This is a genomic window from Pollutimonas harenae, assembly GCF_004153685.1.
In the GTDB taxonomy this organism is placed as follows: Bacteria; Pseudomonadota; Gammaproteobacteria; order Burkholderiales; family Burkholderiaceae_B; genus Pusillimonas_C; species Pusillimonas_C harenae.
This window is the reverse complement of record NZ_SDQD01000002.1, coordinates 335,540-351,189: the sequence shown is the minus strand read 5'-3', so window position 1 is coordinate 351,189 and position 15,650 is coordinate 335,540. Positions and strand designations below refer to the sequence as shown.

Here is a 15,650-nt window from a genome sequence, read left to right as displayed (position 1 = left end):
CACTCAGCAGAACTTATTCAGCGCCTCTAGAAACGTTCGTAAGCCAAACGATAACGCCATTGACCGACGGGCAGGCCCGCTAAAGGCAAACGGCCAATGCGTATGCGCTTGACGTCTAATACCAGCAAACCCACCTGCTGGCACATATCTGCAATCAAGCCGGGCGGCGGATTCTTAAGTGCAAATCGCAAGCGGGTTTCATTCTGCCAACTGACCTTGATGGGTGCCAAAGGCACACCCTGCCAGGACAGCCCATGATTCAATTTCTTCAAACCGCTCTGTGACAACGTCCCGGCAACCTCAACGATGTATTCCTGTTCGATCTTGGCTGCATCATCCGCAAGCTTGCGGGCTATGCCGTACTCTTGCGTCAAGACGATCAGCCCGCACGTATCTACGGCCAAGGGCATGAACAGTTCCAGGTCTTTCAAATCGATCTTCACAAAATGACGGCCCGACCGATCATCTGGCACCTGATTCTCGGGTACGATCAAGTCCGATATTGAACGCCCGTCCGGGCCGCTGCCATAACCCTTGGGCTTGTGCAGCAAAATCGTAGCCGGCTTGTGATCATCAGGGCGCGCATTCTTGGCCAACTCGACCTCTTGATGTGATTCGATGCGCACACCGGGCTCTTCAACAACCTGCCCATCCACTCGCACCCAACCACCTTTCACATAGTTCTCGGCCTCGCGGCGCGAACAGAAAAATCGGGCTGCAAGATATTTGCTTAGGCGTACGGAGTCAGTCATTCGAATAGGTTACACTACTTAACTGCCTTCTAACGGCACCAGGTTTTCTTCATGGGTTCCCTAACCCCATCAGTCAAAAAGGCTCATCATGACATCGGTATCCGCTCCTCGATCGGGCGCTTCATTCTATCTTGCCCTGCTGGTCGCATTTCACATCTTCATCATCATTGCCAGCAATTACCTGGTGCAGTTGCCCATAGACCTGTTCGGCTTTCACAGCACCTGGGGCGCCTTCAGCTTTCCGTTTATTTTTCTGGCCACCGACCTGACCGTGCGTCTGATTGGCAAGAACGAAGCACGCCGTGTCATCACGCGCGCCATGGTGCCGGCGCTGATCGCCTCGTACATCGTATCGGTACTGTTCCATGAGGGCCGCTTCAATGGCCTGGGAGAACTGGGCGAGTTCAACAGCTTTGTATTTCGCATTGCCTTCGCCAGCTTCGCCGCCTATGCCTTGGGTCAGTTGCTGGACATTCAAGTATTCGACCGCATGCGCCGCAACTACGTGCAATGGTGGATAGCACCGGCCGCAGCCTCTGTGTTCGGGCAAGCTCTGGACACCGCCGCGTTCTTCAGCATTGCCTTCTGGCGCAGCACCAACCCCTTCATGGCCGCGCACTGGGGAGAAATAGCCGTGGTCGACTACGTCATTAAACTGACTGTCAGCCTACTGCTGTTTGTGCCCATGTATGGTGTTGCCCTGAACGCCATTACCCGGGCCATCAAACGGCGCGACACCCTGTCAACGGCACACTTTTAGAAAAGAATACGTGGGGAAAACTGAAGTGACAGCTGCTCTCATTCGAGTGGCTATCGATGGCCGCAAGATCATAACGGCGCTTCTCATTACCGTTAAAAATAAATGCATGGCAGCCGCACATGACATCTGTCACAGTGCAAGCAACACAGGTATCATCATCATTAATAAAAACCATCAGACTCGATCCCCATGGACGTTGCTACGCCACATCCCGATCAGCTCGTACACATCCGCATCATGCTGGGCGTCATTATGGGGCTTAGCCTGACCCGCCTGCTTTCGGGGCTTGCGCGGTTTGTTCAACACCCGGGCCGTGAGCCTATATACCTTGTACATCTTGGCTGGATTATTTTTCTTCTCTCGGCCGTCATTCACTTCTGGTGGTTCCAGTTTTACTTGCACAACGTATCACGCTGGAGTTTCGGCCTATACCTGTTCCTGCTTTGCTATTCAGCCCTGTACTACTTTACTTGTACATTGCTGTGTCCGGACAACACGCAAGAATACGTTAGCTTTGCCGACTATTTTCACTCACGCCAGAAGTGGTTCTATGGGCTACTGGCCTTGCTGTTTGCAGTAGACGTGGTTGACACCCTGTGGAAAGGCATAGACCATTTCCATGAGCTTGGCACGCTATACCTTGTGCGTCAGAGCATGGTCATCGTCCTTGCCTTGCTGGCCATGTTCATCAAGCACCGAGCCTTCCATTATGCATTTGTGGCGCTCATACTGATTGTGCAAGTCTATTGGATTGTTCAATACTACGAATTTCTTTCTTAAAAAATGCCCTCCGCAGGGCCCGAGACTTAATCATGAATCATTCCAACAAAAAAATAGCTGTCGTCGGAACCGGTGTCATCGGCGCCAGCTGGGCCGCATGTTTTCTTGCTAATGGCTTTGACGTGGCTGCCACCGATCCAGCGCCCGGTGCCCAGGCCCGATTGCATGAATTGGTTGACACCTATTGGCCTATGCTGGAACGCATGGGTCTGGCTGAAGGCGCATCCAAGGCACGCCTGAGCTTTCATGAAGATCTGGCCGCTGCTGTAGAAGGCGCAATGCTTGTACAGGAAAGCGGCCCCGAACGTGTCGACATCAAGCGTGAAACCATGGCGCAAATCAGTGCTGCCGCGCCAGCCGATGCGCTGATCGCCACCAGCTCATCTGGCATACCGGTCAGCCAAATTCAGGATGCCGCCCAGCACCCGGAGCGTGTCTTGATCGGTCATCCATTCAACCCACCGCATTTGATCCCACTGGTCGAAGTCGTGGGTGGGAGTCTGACTTCCCCCGATGCTATCCAGAAAGCCATGGACTTTTATCTGTCGATAGGCAAGAAGCCCATACATATCCGCCGCGAGGTCAAGGGGCATGTCGCCAACCGCCTGCAAGCGGCCTTATGGCGCGAGGCTTTTCATTTGGTCGAAGAAGGTGTGGCCTCGGTCAGCGATATTGATACCGCTATTGCCCATGGACCAGGTTTGCGCTGGGCATTGCTAGGCCCATTTCTGAATCTGCACCTGTCGGGCGGAGCCGGTGGCATCAGTCATTTACTGGATCACTTAGGCCCACCCATGGAGGAGTGGTGGGCTGACCTGGGCCAGGTCAAGCTCAACCCCGAGCTGAACAAACAGCTTATAGACGGGGTTGATCAGGAACTGAAGGCCACCGATCAGGGCAGTATGGTTGCCCAGCGCGATGACCTATTGCTTACCCTGCTCAAACTCAAGGCAAGCGCCGACAAACTGCCTTAGAACGTAGCCAGCTTATCGCTGTTCAAGACGTCAGGCGTCAGGTTTTTCTCGATCCAGTCGAAGGTGTTTACACCGGAAGGAGGCGTAACCAATTCGGCTGGGATAATCATCATGTCTTTCAGGACCTTGAAGGAATGGTCAGGAGAAGACGTGGTGATGCCGAACAGCTGAGCTTCCAGACCTTGGCCGTCAGGACGATTGATAGTGACTTCGCGGCCAAAGCCCTTGAAGGTGATGTCGTGCATGGCGGCAGCGGCCTGCTCGATGGTGGGCCATTCGCCATTGTTGTCGGCAATGGCTTTCTCGTAGCCAGCTTTCAAGCCATTCAAAGCCTGTGCCATGTGGTACACCGAGTAAATCGGATAGGCGCCGGTCTTGTCATGGAATTTCTTGATGAATTCCTTGTGAGCAGGATCATCCTTGGTTTCAGGATGCTGCCAGTAGTGATCACCACGGGCACCGATGATTACGCCTTCAGGCAAGGCATCACCCAAACGCTCGAGCGAGCTTTCTGCCAGCGACAACACAAAAGTCGAGTTCTTGAACAGATTACGCTGCGAAGCCTGGCGCACGAAGTTGTCGAGGTCACCACCCCATGAGGTGGAAAGAATCACGTCCGGACGCAAGGCTTGCAAACGGCTGATTTCGGTTGAGAAATCTGCGGCGCCAAACTTGGGGAACATTTCGGCAACAACTTTGACATCAGGCTTGAATTTCTTCAGGGCAGCCAGGAAGATGTCACGCGAATCGCGGCCCCAGGCATAGTCTTGATTGACGATGGCGAGGGTCTTGAAGTCAGGGTGCTTCTTCATCAGGTAGATGACCTGAGCAATCATTTCAGTAGTGGCGTTGGCTTCAGTGCGGACCACATACTTCAGCTCTTTTTCTTCCAGTGCTTTCTGTGTACCGCAATCCCAAAGAATGTTCAGGATTTTCAGGTCTTCGGCCACAGGCGCCACAATACCGCAGTGGCCGCTGGAAATGGCAGAGAGCATGACCTTGGTTCCGCCTTCGGCCAGACGACGGTATTCAGACAGCAATTTCTCGCTGCCACCACCTTCGTCGATGTAGGTCACCTTGACAGGCACGCCGCCAATACCGCCCTTGGCGTTCATATCGGCGACAAGGATATCGGCTGCTTCTTTGGCGGGAACACCAAAGACGGAAGCAGAACCCGACAGATAAGTGGAAATGCCAACATTCAGCTCGGCTGGTTTGTCGGCGGCAAATACGGCTGTGCTGCCCGCGGCAAGCACCATTGCGGCAGCAAGGCCGGCAACTTTATTCTTCAAATGCATGGATTGTCTCCAGAGGAACATACTACAAAACAATAGCGTCACGCAGGCTGCTGCCCGACGCCAGGTGATCAAAACCTTCATTGATTTCATCAAGTGTGAAGGTTTTGCCCAAAAGCTTGTCGACCGGCAGTCGACCGTTCTTGTACAGATCGATATAACGCGTGATATCAACGGCCGGCACACCCGAACCCAGGTAACTGCCTTGTATTTCGCGCTCTTCGCCCACCATTTGCGCCAGCGGCAGCTGGAAACGCGCCCCAGGGTTAGGCAAACCCGATGTGATGGTGGAACCACCACGGCCGGTCAATTTGTAGGCTGTTTCGAATGCCGGCACAGCACCCGCCATATCGAATCCGTAATCGACCGGCCCGCCGGCTGCCTCAAGCAAGTCGGCATCACTGGTGATATTGCGTGGATTGACGAGGTGGGTTGCGCCGAGCTCTTTGGCCAGCTTCAGTTTTTCATCGGACAGGTCGACGGCGACGATGCGTCGTGCCCCTGTTGCGGCAGCGGCCAACAAGGCACTCAAGCCCACGCCACCCAGGCCTACGACCGCGGCGGTGTCACCCGCCCGCAGGCTGGCACGGTTAAGCACTGCACCTGCGCCGGTCAGGACTGCGCAACCGAACAAGGCTGCCTCGCGATGGCTGATGTCGGTATTGATCTTTACGCAGGAACGGCGCGACACGACAGCGTATTCGGCAAAGCAGGATACGCCCGTGGCATGGTTGAGATATTCCTCGCCTATATGCAGGCGACGCTCGCCTGAAAGCAGCGTACCCTGACCATTGGCTTTTGCGCCCGGCTCGCATAGTGCAGGCCGGCCCTTCATGCACGGGAAGCAGCAGCCGCAACTGGGCACGAACACCATCACCACGTGATCGCCGGCGCGCAGATCATCGACCCCCTCGCCTGCTTCGACCACTTCGGCAGATGATTCGTGACCCAGCACGATAGGTAACGCCCGAGGACGGTCGCCATTGATGACCGACAAGTCAGAGTGGCAGAGCCCTGCCACCTTGATCTTGATAAGCACTTCACCAGGACCTGGCGGGTCCAGCTCGACGTCGGTAATTACCACCGGCTTCGATTCGGCATAAGGGCCAGCGACCCCCATTTCTCGCAATAATGCAGCGCGGGTTTTCATAGCATTGTCCTCGGTAATACTTAGTACTTAAATAGTGCGGCCACCATCAACGGGGAATTCGACCCCGGTAATGAACTCGGCGGCATCACTGGCCAGATACAGTGCGGCGGCAGCCACATCCGACGGCTGGCAGAAACGGCCCAGCGGAATAGTGGACTGGAACTTGGCACGGTTCTCGGGGGTATCTGGCGCTCCCATGAACAACTCGAACATGCCGGTTACACCCATGACGGGGCAAATGGCATTCACCCGGATATTGTCAGGACCGAGCTCGACCGCCATCGATTTGGACAGCAGGTTGACTGCGCCCTTTGAAGCGTTGTACCAGGTCAGACCGGGCCGGGGACGAATGCCGGCGGTGGATCCGATATTGATGATCACACCCTTGCCCTGCTTGCGCATGACCGGCACTACAGCGTTGCTCATGTGGAAAATGGACTTCACGTTGACATCGAACATGCGGTCAAACATGGCTTCATCCACTTCCAGCATGGGCTGATTCTTGTGGGTGATGGCTGCATTGTTGATAACGATGTCCAATGAACCGAATTCCTTGATACTGGCATCGACCATGCCCTGCACGTCGTCACGCTTGGAGACGTCGCCTTTGAGCGCCAGCGCACTGCTGCCGATTTCAGAGGCCACGCGATTAGCTGCCTGCTCGTTAAGATCGGCAATAACCACTTTGGCGCCTTCACGAGCGAACAGCTTGGCGGTACCTTCGCCGAAACCACTACCGGCGCCAGTAATCAGCGCGACCTTACCTTCTAGTTGTCCCATTTTGCTCTACTCCTTATTCACCGTGGAAATGGACAATGGTTTTGGTGGTGCTCATTTCTTCGAGCGCAACAAATCCTTTTTCGCGGCCGTGACCGCTCTTCTTGACGCCGCCGAAAGGCAGCTCGACGCCACCACCCGCACCAAAACTGTTGATGTAAATCTGACCGGCTTGCATGGACCTGGCCACGCGCTGCTGACGTCCACCGTTCTCGGACCAGACAGCCCCCATCAGACCGTATTCGGTTGCATTGGCCAGCTCAATAGCTTGTGCCTCAGTTTCGAAGGGCACCACTACCAGTACGGGGCCGAAGATTTCTTCCATCAGCAAGTCGCTGTCGTGGTTCTTGGCGCCAAAAATGGTGGGGGTCACAAAATAGCCGCCTTCGGGTACGCCGTCGGCGACTGCGCCTTGAGCCACCACCACCAGGCCTTCATCTTTGCCCTTCTGGATATAACGATTGATACGTTCCCACTGGGTCTTGTTGACCACAGGGCCGCAAGTCAGGTCCATTTCTGGGGTGCCCGCACGAGTTTTGGAAAACTCCTCGGCCAATGCCTTCAGGAATTCGTCGTGCACGCCCTTCTGCAAGAGCAGGCGGCTGCCGGCCGTGCAGGTTTGTCCGGCATTGTGGACAATACCGCGCACAATGGCTGGAATGGCCTTCTTGAAATCGACATCGTCAAAAACCACATGAGCCGATTTGCCACCCAACTCGAGCACACATTTCACGGCATTGAGTGCTGCCGACTGCTGGACCAGCACACCGACCTCGTTCGAGCCAGTGAACGAAACGAAATTGATGCCAGGATGCTTGGACAGCGCCGCACCGGCCTCTTCGCCCAGGCCGGTCACGACATTAAGCGCACCAGCGGGGAAGCCGACTTCGAGGGCCAGCTCTGCAATACGTACGATGGAGAGGCATGCATCTTCGGCAGGCTTGACCACCACCGCGTTACCCATGGCCAGGGCGGGCGCAACACTACGACCAAACATCTGCGCCGGGTAGTTCCATGGAATGATGTGCGCCGTGACGCCCAGGGGTTCGCGCACCACTTCGACGGAATAGTCGTTCAGGAAGGGAATGGTCTCGCCATGGATCTTGTCGGCACCACCACCATAAAACTCAAAATAACGTGCCAGTACAGTGATGTCGCCACGGGAAGTAGAAATAGGCTTGCCGGTATCTTTGGACTCAAGCTGCGCCAGTTCTTCGTGGTTATCCAACACGGCCTGGGCCAGTTTGAACAAGAGACGACCACGCTCGAATGCCGGAACCTTACCCCAGTTACTCGTCAGAGCCTTACGGGCGGCCTTGACGGCACGGTCAATATCGGCAGCGTCGCCTCGGGGAATGGTAGTAAAAACCTTGCCATCGCTGGGAGCGACGACGTCAATGGTTTGCTTGCTGGCGGCATCCGTTTTCTGGCCGTCGATAATCATTTGAGTCATAGCACTTTCCTGTCTTACAAAGTTTTCTGAAGCTCGATGGAGCCCCGCTCGATGGACCATATCCGGTCAGGGATATCGCCCAACAATTTGATATTTGATTCGGTAATGACAACACACAAATCTGGCTGCATGGTTTTGAGCCGGCCAAGTGCCTGGGTATAGATCAAGCCCAGCTTGGGCGCCAGGCCCTGGTAGGGCTCATCAAGCAGCAACAGGCGAGTACCCACCATCAGGGCGCGACCGAGCGCCACCATCTTGCCCTGACCGCCCGACAAGGCCGAGCCCGAGCGTTTGAGCAGAGGCTTCAGGTCGGGGACTGCCTCGATCACTACCTCGAGGCGCTGATCAATGGCCTGACGCGATTGCTTCAGGGAAGCACAAGGCAAACGCAGGTTTTCCTCTACGGACATGGTCGGGAAGATTACCCTGTCTTCGGGGGAGTAGCCTATTTGAAGGCCCGCACGGGCATGTCCGGGCAAGGCGGCAAGATTCACGTCATCGAGCATGATTTCGCCCGAACGCAACTTGACCAGGCCCATGATGGAGCGCAATAAAGTCGTTTTGCCCGCTCCGTTGCGGCCCACAATCCCCACTGTGGAGCCCGCTACAAAATTGCAATGAATGTCGCGCAGAATTCGATTACCCGCAAGGTCGACATTGACACCGGTTAACTTAAGCATATGTCAGGTTCCCAATACTTCGCTCTTGATTTTCGGGTTGTTCAGCACTTCCTGGGGCGTGCCATCGGCCACGATGGCACCGTTGATCCAGGCTGCCACACGCGTAGCGTATTGCTCGACGATATCGACGTCGTGCTCGACAAACCAGCTGGTGACCTTGCGTTCTTTAAGTGCATTCATGACGGTTTGCATCAAACCGTGCTTGTCTTCGGAGGCCACGCCGCTGGTGGGCTCGTCCATGATGAGCAGCTTGGGGCGCAAGGCCAGCGCCATGGCCACGTCGAGCAGCTTACGCTTGCCTTCAGGCAAGTCGGCTGACAAGACATTGGCATCTTCTTTGAGCCCGACCAACTCCAGCGTACTTTCTACTTCGTGGCTATCGAGCGTGGCGGCCAATGGCTTGAACATGCTTAAACGCGCATTCTGGCGGGCCGCCGAAAGCTGTATGCACTCGCGCACCGTATGCTCAGTGAACAGTTGCGGAAGCTGAAAGGAACGGCCCAGGCCCAGCCGCACAATCTTGCGTGGCGTCATCGCAGTGATGTCTTGGCCATCGAAGTAGACTTTGCCGGAAGCGGGTGTCAAATACCCCGTGCAGATATTGATGAACGTGGTTTTACCCGCACCGTTCTGGCCGATAACTGCCAGGCTTTCGCCACTATGCAGTTCAAAGTCGATATTGTCGGCAGCCATGACCGCGCCGAATGTCAGATTCAGGCCGGTGGTTTTGACTAAAGCTTGCATTGCTTCGGCCCCCTTAGAGTTTGATACGCTTGGACAGCTCGCCGACGATGCCCCTGGGAAACAGGAAGATCACGATGATAAGCGTCAAGCCCAATATGAATTGCCACAGGCCCGGAAAGTAAGCAGTCGACACCAGCTTGACCGCCTCGAATACCAGCGCGCCCAGGAAAGCACCAATAACATGGCCGGCACCGCCCAGAATGGCAATGAAGACGTACTCGCCCGAGCGCAGCCACAAACCGATTTCTGGTGTGACCAGACCTTGTATGAGCGCAAGCATGCTGCCTGAGAAGCCCACCACAATGGCCGAAATCAGATAACCACGCCACATGACCGAGTAGGCCGAAAAACCCAGGTATTCGAGACGTGTTTCATTGGTCTTGATGGCAGCAAGGGCCTCGCCATTGCCGGAGCGAAAGTAGCGCTGTACCCACCACGCAAGCAAAAGCGCGATGAATAGCGTAACCACCAACAGGACGAATTCGTAAGGCGCGCGTTCGAGCTCCATGCCCAGGATGCTGGGCCGTTCGATGCGCAGGCCGTCGGTGCCACCCGTGATGTGATACAGCTTACCCAGCAGTGCAAACAACACCATGCTGAGCGCCAGATTAAGCATGCCAAAGAAAATGCCGCGATAGCGCGCCACGAACACACCAATCACCATACTGGCGATACCGGCGGCCAACACACCGGCCAGTACCAGCACGACGACATCCAGGCCTGGATAGGCACGGGCCAGGAACGCCACCGTGTAGGCTGCAATACACGCATACATGGCATGGCCGAAAGACACTTGACCCGCCCGCATCATGACGGAAACACCCAGTGCTGCAATGGCATAAGTGATGCCGATGATGATGGGCGTGATGATCCAGGACACAAAGTAGCCAGTAACCAGGGCCACTACCGCGCCAATAATTCCAATTGCGTAAATCATTAGATGGTCCTCGCCTGGGCAACAGTAAACAGGCCGTGCGGGCGAACAAGCAATACAAGACACATGATGATGTAGGGTACGGCAACCTCGAATTCGGGTGCCATGTAAACGGATATTGAGCGGACAATGCCGATCAGCAATGCGGCGACCAGTGCCCCCGTGATCTGCCCCAACCCGGCGGTAGCCACCACGGCAAACGACAACACAATCATGTCGGCGCCCACCCCAGGGACCAGCGACGTGGTCGGCGAGGCAAGCGCACCGCCAAGTACACCAAGCACAGCGCCGATTATGAAGGTGATCAAACCTATCTTGCTCGCATTGATACCTTGGGAAATCGCGACTTCACGGTGGTGTGTGACAGCCACCATCTGCTTGCCCAGATTGGTGCGGCGCAGAAAATACTCCAGGCCTACGTACGCCACCAGCGCCGTCACCGGTACGACAACAAGCTGATAGGTGGTATAGGTAATGTTGCCCAGTTCGATATTGCCCAGCCGATTGACCACTTCGCTGGCGCTATAGGGCTGAGCGCCCCAAATCAGACGCTGGATGTCTTCCAGCATGAGAAGCGCTCCGAAAGTAAGCAACAGCTTCAGAATGGGGTCGTAGGCTTGAGTGCGGCGTATCAGCAAGAACTCCATCAAGCCACCCAGCACTGTACCTACCACGATGGCGACCAGAAAGAGTGAAATGAGGGGAACCCAGGCAGACTCGGTGGCTGGCGCGATCATGATGATGAACGATGCGGCAGCATAGCCGCCAAAGGCGTAGAACGCCCCATGTGCAACGTTCAAAATACCCATGACGCCGAAAATCAGCGTCAGACCCATGGACACCAGGAACAACAAGCACGCGTAGGCGATACCATCAACCAGAGCCAGTGGCAGAATGTTAAAAAACACGGACTTTCCTCGGGAATTACAAAAAACACCCCCATGCTGCGCCCCGATTTTCTGCCCCACGAGGGACGTTTTTTACCTTAAGGCGGCCTGGCGGCAAAAAAAACTGTACCCCAGTGTAAGTAGCAGGCTCACTGGGGGCAATTAGCTTTTGTAAAAGCTAGGGTTTCTAACAAACGTAACCTCGGGTAAACCCTGGGACTTTTGGTTCAAGAACACGTTCAAGGAATCGACGGCACCTAGAATTTATACTGCAGGCCCGCCACCACAAAGCTGTAGCGCTGACGCCCCAGCCCTACGTCCCAGGATGCCGTAGGCAGATGCAGGCCGGGGTAATCTGTGGGCCCAAAGGTATAACTGGTGGAGCTGATGGACAGGTAACGATACTCGGTAAACAAATATAGATGCCTGGACAGCTGGCCTTTGACGCCCACTTTGAACTGCATGGCAAAAGCCGTGCTGGAGGCATCCGGGTCTGAGTTGAAGTGGTTGATGCCCGGCTCGGAAGGATTGGCCGAATCACTGTTCTTGACCGAGATAAAGGCCGCTCCTGCCCCGACGCCCAGATACGGAAAGACCTTGTCTGAATAAGGGGTCTTGAACGTCAGCACGGCATTGGCAAGCACCACCCCCGTCGACGTGGGAAAGTACACGTATTGAGTACCCAGGAAACGGGGCGTGACGGGCATTTCTCCCACGGCCGTATGCCTGGCTATGTAAAACCCTTCTATTTCGACGGCGGGTTTCAGGCCCCATTTGCCCCCACCCAAGCCCCGGCGCCCCCAGTCGTAGCCAGCCTGGACACCGCCCATCCCAACACGCGTATCGCCGGTGGCACCACGCGCATTGATGGGCAGCGACAAGTGCTGATTGAGGTGGACCGCGCCCTTTTGCTGCATGCTGGCTGACGCCGCCGAACCCAGGCCACCGAACACGCCCATGTAAAAGCCCGGCTCGCCGGATGCCTCGGCCAGGCACGGCATAGGGATGATCGCGCCCAGGCACAGGGGTAAAAGATAAGCAATGCCCTTCATATTGCCCCTCCGTTTGCAAAACAGACATGTTAGGTTACGAATACATACTAACTGCATTAATGCTCACTTGCCAAAACCTTAAGAGAAATCAGCATCTTTCAAATAGGAATTGATTTAAAATTACGTCCCGATTTTCACAGGGGCCAGCCCCATCATGAAACCCACGCGCGCACTTTCTGCGCATGTACTCGCGCCTCATGGCGCCACCACACGCCAGCCGGCAACCAACGACACCACCGCCTATAACCCTTGCCTGAGCTGCGGCGCCTGCTGCGCCCATTTTCGTGTGTCCTTCTATTGCGGCGAAGTCGCTGGCGAGAGCGGCGGCACGGTCCCGCCAGAACTGGTAACCCAGGTAGGCCCTTTGCGAGCCTGTATGCAGGGCACGGAATACGGCGGCAAGCGCTGTGTTGCACTGCGCGGCGAACTTGGTCATAGCGGTATTCACTGCGCCATCTACGAGCAGCGGCCATCGCCTTGCCGGGAATTTTCCCCCTGGCTGGAGCATGGCGAGCCCAACCCCGATTGCCAGCGTGTACGCAAGGGTATTGGCTTGCCAGCCCTGCCGCCCCGTCCTCATGACGATGATGAGACGCCCACTCATACACCTCCGCGGCGCGGCGATATCGCCGCCTAGCATCTTGCCTGGTGCTGGTACGATAGACGGGAGACAGGACTGCCCTGCGCAGTCCTCTCAACTCTTTTCAAAGGACGTACAGTGACTGACTTATCGAGCTTTCCCATTACCCACAAATGGCCGGCCCAACACGCTGATCGCATCCAGCTCTACTCCTTGCCCACCCCTAACGGCGTCAAGGTATCGATCATGCTTGAAGAAACCGGCCTGCCTTACGAGCCACATCGGGTGGGCTTTGAAACCAACGATCAAATGTCGCCGGAATTCCTGTCACTGAATCCCAACAACAAGATTCCCGCCATACTGGATCCCAACGGCCCCAATGGCAAACCCCTGGCTTTGTTCGAATCAGGCGCCATTCTCATCTATTTGGCCGAAAAAACCAGCCAGCTTCTACCGCAAGACCCCGCCCTGCGCTACGAAACCCTTCAATGGCTGATGTTCCAGATGGGCGGCATAGGGCCAATGTTTGGGCAACTGGGGTTTTTCCACAAGTTTGCCGGCAAGGACTATGAAGACAAGCGCCCACGCGACCGCTATGTAGCCGAGTCCAAACGTTTGCTGGGCGTGCTTGACGGCCGCCTGGCCGACCGTGCGTGGATCATGGGTGACGACTACACCATTGCCGATATCGCGACCCTACCCTGGGTACGTAACCTTGCTGGCTTCTACGAAGCAGGCGATCTGGTGGAAATTGACCGGTTCTTGAACGTCAAACGCGTCTTGCAGGCGTTTGTTGAACGCGAAGCCGTGGCAAAAGGCCTGCAGATTCCCGGCAATTGAGCATGACAGCGACCGCCTAAGAGCGCGCCCACGCATCAACGCCCAGACAAGGGCGGCGCCAACTGGCGCACTATTTCATTCAGACTGTCGGCAACGACAGTCTGCAAGCGTTCTTGAGGCAGGATGTTGGCCGGCCCGCCGCAGCTCAGTACAAAAGTGCCCTCGCCGGTCAATGTGGCGAACGGAGCTGCCACGGCATGTATGCCAGGCTGCCAGTCCCCGATACCAAAACAGCAACCAGTGGCTTTGAGCTCTCGACAAGCTTTGGATATCTTTGTGGACGATACCAGCCCGGGTTCCAGCGTTTGAAGAAGCGCTGTACGCTCCGGCAACGATAAACTGGCCAGATAGGCGCGCCCCATGGTGCTGTTCATTCCGACACGATAGCCCACTGGCAAGCGCAGATATAAGGCGGATGAGCCATGAACAGCCTCGATGTAGGTCATGGCCTCGCCATCGAAAGCACCCAGCGCGACAGCGGCGCCCGTTGTCTGGGCCAGCGCCTCCATGAGCGGGCGGGCCAGTTGGCGTACCCCTTGGTTGGCCAGACATGCGAAGCCCAGGGCCAATACACCATAGCTGGGTGAGTAACGTCCGGTATCGGTGTGATAGCGCAAATACCCGAGCGTGGTCAGCGTGTAGACAATACGGCTGACCGTAGACTTGGGCAAGCCCGTACGCTCGGCCAGCTCAAGATTGCCCAATGACTCCACGCTGGGATCAAAACAACGCATCACCTGCAGTCCTCGAGCCAGCGCTTCAACAAAATTCGGCGAGGCCGCACCCGCATGGTCCGGCTGACGCTTGCGCCTGGCTGGACGGCGTGAAGCCGATGAGGCGGACTGGTGGCTTTCTGAAGAGCCGGGACGACGGGAAAAGGTTTGCATTTATTAGATGAAGCTCTTATATTGAATCTAAAAACAGGAACTGAATTCCATTCTACGGAATTAAGTCATTTTGTTCAAACCATTTTGTACAAACAAGTTCACAGAACCCACCCAAAATCCCGCAGGAGACCTCATGTTAAAAACGTGCACCCGCATCATTGCAGCAGGCTTGCTCAGCAGCCTGGTCACACTTGCCTCAGCAGCGAACTATCCCGAGCGTGCAGTCACCGTCGTGACACCGTTTCCGGCAGGCGGGGCCACCGACGCCCTGGCCCGGGTTCTGACAGAACACATGAGCAAAACACTGGGGCAGTCCATGGTCGTCGAGAATCGGGCCGGAGCAGCCACAACCATAGGCGCCTCGTATGCGGCACGGGCAAAACCCGACGGCTACACCATACTTCTGGCCACCAACTCCACCCTGGTCACCAATCGCTATCTATTTAAAACACTGTCCTACGATCCTGACGCTTTCACGCCCATAGGCATGATAGGCATAGGCCCCATGGTGCTGCTCAGCGCAAAAAAACATGACTTCAAGTCTGTGGCGGACGTCATCAACTTTGCCAAGAAGCAACCCGGTGCGCTCAGCGTCGCATCCTTCGGCGCAGGTACCTCGTCACACCTGGCCGCCGAATACTTCCAGCAAGTGGCAGACATCGATATGCTGCATGTGCCTTTCAAAGGCTCAACCCAGGCGCTGCCACAGCTGATCAACGGGGACGTCGATGTATTTTTCGACATGGTCTCTACAGGCATGCCTCAAGTCGACGCCGGCAAGGTCGATGTGCTGGCCATTACCAGCAAAAACCGATTATCTTCCTTGCCCAAACTGCCCACCATCAGCGAAGCAGGCTATCCAGGATTTGAAATCACGGCATGGTTCACTCTGGTCGCACCACCGAATACACCATCAGACGTTACCAGCACTTTGCGCCAGGCACTGCAAGCCGCACTGAAAGACCCAAAGATTCATGACCAGATGTTGAATATGGGGCTGGAACCGGGTGATGGGTCCGCCGAAGCGCTGACCACACAAATCAAGACTGAAAAGCCCATTATCGAGGCGCTGGTCAAACGCGCAGGCATAGTCGTCCAGTAATTC

General features: G+C 55.8%; 17 protein-coding genes. 6 read left to right on the top strand and 11 right to left on the bottom strand.

Annotated features, from left to right (window positions below; all coding sequences use genetic code 11):
* Nucleotides 1-26: 26 nt before the first annotated feature.
* Nucleotides 27-752 carry an RNA pseudouridine synthase gene (locus tag ERD84_RS08485; RefSeq protein ID WP_130039198.1) on the bottom strand — a complete coding sequence of 242 codons (726 nt, stop codon included), beginning with the start codon at nucleotides 750-752 and terminating at the stop codon, nucleotides 27-29.
* 88 nt (nucleotides 753-840) lie between these two features.
* On the opposite strand from ERD84_RS08485, the gene ERD84_RS08480 reads away from it, so the two are divergent.
* From ERD84_RS08480 to ERD84_RS08470, 3 genes are all read left to right on the top strand, one after another.
* Nucleotides 841-1,512 carry a 7-cyano-7-deazaguanine/7-aminomethyl-7-deazaguanine transporter gene (locus ERD84_RS08480; protein WP_130039197.1) on the top strand — a complete coding sequence of 224 codons (672 nt, stop codon included), beginning with the start codon at nucleotides 841-843 and terminating at the stop codon, nucleotides 1,510-1,512.
* A 189-nt stretch (nucleotides 1,513-1,701) separates the two neighbouring features.
* The gene (locus tag ERD84_RS08475; RefSeq protein ID WP_130039196.1) at nucleotides 1,702-2,292 is read left to right on the top strand and encodes a hypothetical protein; all 591 of its coding nucleotides are present in this window, start codon (nucleotides 1,702-1,704) and stop codon (nucleotides 2,290-2,292) included.
* A gap of 32 nt (nucleotides 2,293-2,324) precedes the next feature.
* Nucleotides 2,325-3,266: a 3-hydroxyacyl-CoA dehydrogenase NAD-binding domain-containing protein gene (locus ERD84_RS08470; RefSeq protein ID WP_130039195.1), complete on the top strand. Its 942-nt coding sequence runs from the start codon at nucleotides 2,325-2,327 to the stop codon at nucleotides 3,264-3,266.
* Here ERD84_RS08470 and ERD84_RS08465 read toward each other — a convergent pair.
* The 9 genes from ERD84_RS08465 to ERD84_RS08425 all read right to left on the bottom strand — a co-directional run bounded on the left by ERD84_RS08465 (nucleotide 3,263) and on the right by ERD84_RS08425 (nucleotide 12,238).
* Nucleotides 3,263-4,564 carry an ABC transporter substrate-binding protein gene (locus ERD84_RS08465; protein WP_130039194.1) on the bottom strand — a complete coding sequence of 434 codons (1,302 nt, stop codon included), beginning with the start codon at nucleotides 4,562-4,564 and terminating at the stop codon, nucleotides 3,263-3,265. The two genes, ERD84_RS08470 and ERD84_RS08465, sit on opposite strands and share 4 nt — an antisense overlap.
* A gap of 22 nt (nucleotides 4,565-4,586) precedes the next feature.
* Complete coding sequence (locus ERD84_RS08460; RefSeq protein ID WP_130039193.1) at nucleotides 4,587-5,711, bottom strand: zinc-dependent alcohol dehydrogenase family protein; 1,125 nt, start codon at nucleotides 5,709-5,711, stop codon at nucleotides 4,587-4,589.
* A gap of 27 nt (nucleotides 5,712-5,738) precedes the next feature.
* Nucleotides 5,739-6,491: an SDR family oxidoreductase gene (locus ERD84_RS08455; RefSeq protein ID WP_130039192.1), complete on the bottom strand. Its 753-nt coding sequence runs from the start codon at nucleotides 6,489-6,491 to the stop codon at nucleotides 5,739-5,741.
* Between the two features lie 13 nt (nucleotides 6,492-6,504).
* Nucleotides 6,505-7,941: an aldehyde dehydrogenase family protein gene (locus tag ERD84_RS08450; RefSeq protein ID WP_130039191.1), complete on the bottom strand. Its 1,437-nt coding sequence runs from the start codon at nucleotides 7,939-7,941 to the stop codon at nucleotides 6,505-6,507.
* A 14-nt stretch (nucleotides 7,942-7,955) separates the two neighbouring features.
* Complete coding sequence (locus ERD84_RS08445) at nucleotides 7,956-8,621, bottom strand: ABC transporter ATP-binding protein (protein WP_130039190.1); 666 nt, start codon at nucleotides 8,619-8,621, stop codon at nucleotides 7,956-7,958.
* A gap of 3 nt (nucleotides 8,622-8,624) precedes the next feature.
* Nucleotides 8,625-9,365, bottom strand: coding sequence for an ABC transporter ATP-binding protein (locus ERD84_RS08440; RefSeq protein ID WP_130039189.1), 741 nt, complete (start codon nucleotides 9,363-9,365; stop codon nucleotides 8,625-8,627).
* Between the two features lie 13 nt (nucleotides 9,366-9,378).
* On the bottom strand, nucleotides 9,379-10,302 hold the full coding sequence (locus ERD84_RS08435; RefSeq protein ID WP_130039188.1) for a branched-chain amino acid ABC transporter permease: 924 nt from the start codon (nucleotides 10,300-10,302) through the stop codon (nucleotides 9,379-9,381).
* Nucleotides 10,302-11,207: a branched-chain amino acid ABC transporter permease gene (locus tag ERD84_RS08430; protein ID WP_130039187.1), complete on the bottom strand. Its 906-nt coding sequence runs from the start codon at nucleotides 11,205-11,207 to the stop codon at nucleotides 10,302-10,304. Before ERD84_RS08430 ends, ERD84_RS08435 begins: the two co-directional genes overlap by 1 nt.
* Nucleotides 11,208-11,443: 236 nt before the next feature.
* A complete protein-coding gene (locus tag ERD84_RS08425; protein ID WP_245150650.1) occupies nucleotides 11,444-12,238 on the bottom strand; it encodes an outer membrane protein in 795 nt (264 codons plus the stop codon).
* A 154-nt stretch (nucleotides 12,239-12,392) separates the two neighbouring features.
* On the opposite strand from ERD84_RS08425, the gene ERD84_RS08420 reads away from it, so the two are divergent.
* Together ERD84_RS08420 and ERD84_RS08415 are read left to right on the top strand one after the other, a co-directional pair.
* Nucleotides 12,393-12,875, top strand: coding sequence for a YkgJ family cysteine cluster protein (locus ERD84_RS08420; protein WP_245150649.1), 483 nt, complete (start codon nucleotides 12,393-12,395; stop codon nucleotides 12,873-12,875).
* An 81-nt stretch (nucleotides 12,876-12,956) separates the two neighbouring features.
* Nucleotides 12,957-13,658 (top strand): glutathione S-transferase N-terminal domain-containing protein, encoded by a 702-nt coding sequence (locus ERD84_RS08415; protein WP_130039186.1) that lies wholly within the window; start codon nucleotides 12,957-12,959, stop codon nucleotides 13,656-13,658.
* A gap of 35 nt (nucleotides 13,659-13,693) precedes the next feature.
* Here the strand turns inward: ERD84_RS08415 and ERD84_RS08410 are convergent, their stop codons facing one another.
* Nucleotides 13,694-14,545, bottom strand: a complete 852-nt coding sequence (locus ERD84_RS08410) for an IclR family transcriptional regulator (RefSeq protein WP_130039185.1) — start codon at nucleotides 14,543-14,545, stop codon at nucleotides 13,694-13,696.
* A 133-nt stretch (nucleotides 14,546-14,678) separates the two neighbouring features.
* Between ERD84_RS08410 and ERD84_RS08405 the strand changes: the two genes are divergently transcribed.
* A complete protein-coding gene (locus ERD84_RS08405) occupies nucleotides 14,679-15,647 on the top strand; it encodes a Bug family tripartite tricarboxylate transporter substrate binding protein (RefSeq protein ID WP_130039184.1) in 969 nt (322 codons plus the stop codon).
* Nucleotides 15,648-15,650: the final 3 nt, after the last annotated feature.

Coding starts and splice junctions, on each gene's coding strand:
- ERD84_RS08485 (WP_130039198.1), bottom strand. CDS start 752: ATGACTGACTCCGTACGCCTAAGCAAATATCTTGCAGCCCGATTTTTC.
- ERD84_RS08480 (WP_130039197.1), top strand. CDS start 841: ATGACATCGGTATCCGCTCCTCGATCGGGCGCTTCATTCTATCTTGCC.
- ERD84_RS08475 (WP_130039196.1), top strand. CDS start 1,702: ATGGACGTTGCTACGCCACATCCCGATCAGCTCGTACACATCCGCATC.
- ERD84_RS08470 (WP_130039195.1), top strand. CDS start 2,325: ATGAATCATTCCAACAAAAAAATAGCTGTCGTCGGAACCGGTGTCATC.
- ERD84_RS08465 (WP_130039194.1), bottom strand. CDS start 4,564: ATGCATTTGAAGAATAAAGTTGCCGGCCTTGCTGCCGCAATGGTGCTT.
- ERD84_RS08460 (WP_130039193.1), bottom strand. CDS start 5,711: ATGAAAACCCGCGCTGCATTATTGCGAGAAATGGGGGTCGCTGGCCCT.
- ERD84_RS08455 (WP_130039192.1), bottom strand. CDS start 6,491: ATGGGACAACTAGAAGGTAAGGTCGCGCTGATTACTGGCGCCGGTAGT.
- ERD84_RS08450 (WP_130039191.1), bottom strand. CDS start 7,941: ATGACTCAAATGATTATCGACGGCCAGAAAACGGATGCCGCCAGCAAG.
- ERD84_RS08445 (WP_130039190.1), bottom strand. CDS start 8,621: ATGCTTAAGTTAACCGGTGTCAATGTCGACCTTGCGGGTAATCGAATT.
- ERD84_RS08440 (WP_130039189.1), bottom strand. CDS start 9,365: ATGCAAGCTTTAGTCAAAACCACCGGCCTGAATCTGACATTCGGCGCG.
- ERD84_RS08435 (WP_130039188.1), bottom strand. CDS start 10,302: ATGATTTACGCAATTGGAATTATTGGCGCGGTAGTGGCCCTGGTTACT.
- ERD84_RS08425 (WP_245150650.1), bottom strand. CDS start 12,238: ATGAAGGGCATTGCTTATCTTTTACCCCTGTGCCTGGGCGCGATCATC.
- ERD84_RS08420 (WP_245150649.1), top strand. CDS start 12,393: ATGAAACCCACGCGCGCACTTTCTGCGCATGTACTCGCGCCTCATGGC.
- ERD84_RS08410 (WP_130039185.1), bottom strand. CDS start 14,545: ATGCAAACCTTTTCCCGTCGTCCCGGCTCTTCAGAAAGCCACCAGTCC.
- ERD84_RS08405 (WP_130039184.1), top strand. CDS start 14,679: ATGTTAAAAACGTGCACCCGCATCATTGCAGCAGGCTTGCTCAGCAGC.